The organism is Streptomyces endophyticus, assembly GCF_035798155.1.
In the GTDB taxonomy this organism is placed as follows: Bacteria; Actinomycetota; Actinomycetes; order Streptomycetales; family Streptomycetaceae; genus Streptomyces; species Streptomyces endophyticus.
The window spans coordinates 1-674 of sequence record NZ_JAOZYC010000076.1 but is presented as its reverse complement, the minus strand read 5'-3'; the positions used below and the strand labels follow the sequence as shown (position 1 = coordinate 674).

1 protein-coding gene is annotated in these 674 nt (G+C 79.2%); it reads right to left on the bottom strand.

Annotated features, from left to right (window positions below; genetic code table 11):
- Window positions 1-674, bottom strand: a 674-nt coding sequence (locus OKJ99_RS10110) for a hypothetical protein (protein ID WP_326015536.1), incomplete at both ends; no start/stop codon positions are given.

Sequence of the window (674 nt, the reverse complement as noted above, 5' to 3'; positions counted from 1 at the left end):
CTCGCCGTGTGTGCCGATGGTGCGGATCCGGTCGCTGCCCTCGGCGCGCCCACGGCCGGTGTACGTGCCGGGGGCGCGCCGCACCTCACCGGTGCACTCGGCCGTGGCGCCGGGTGCGAGGCGCGGTACGACGGGGCCGCCGTGGGCGCAGGCGATGCGGTCGGGGGCGAGCCCCGGGTCGGTGACGCGGATGTCGTGCAGGGGCCGGTTCCCGGGGTTGGCGACGGTGTAGGCGACGCGGGCCCGCCCGGGGCCGGTCGGACGCGCCGACTGGGCGAGCGTCAGGGCCGCGCCCACCCCCGCGTACCCGGAGCGCGCGGTCGCCTGCACGGTGGCGCGCAGATACGGCTGGCGCCCGGCGGCCCGCACCTCGGCGGTCCAGGTGCCGGGGCGGGCTGCCATGGTCGCCGTGCAGCGCGCCGAACGGAGGCCGATGAGCAGCGGCACCCGGTCGCGGCCGCCGGGGCAGCGGATCCGGGCACCCGGCATCGACGGGTCGTGCACCCGGATGTCGTGCAGGTCCGCGCTGCCCCGGTTGGCCAGCCGGTACGACACGACGACCGCACCGCCGCTGCGGATGCCGGGGCGCAGCGCCCCGGTGCCGGGACGGGTGTTGACGGTGACGTCGAGCGCGAGCCCGTGCGATCCCGCGCCGTCGGCGGCCGAAGGGGCCG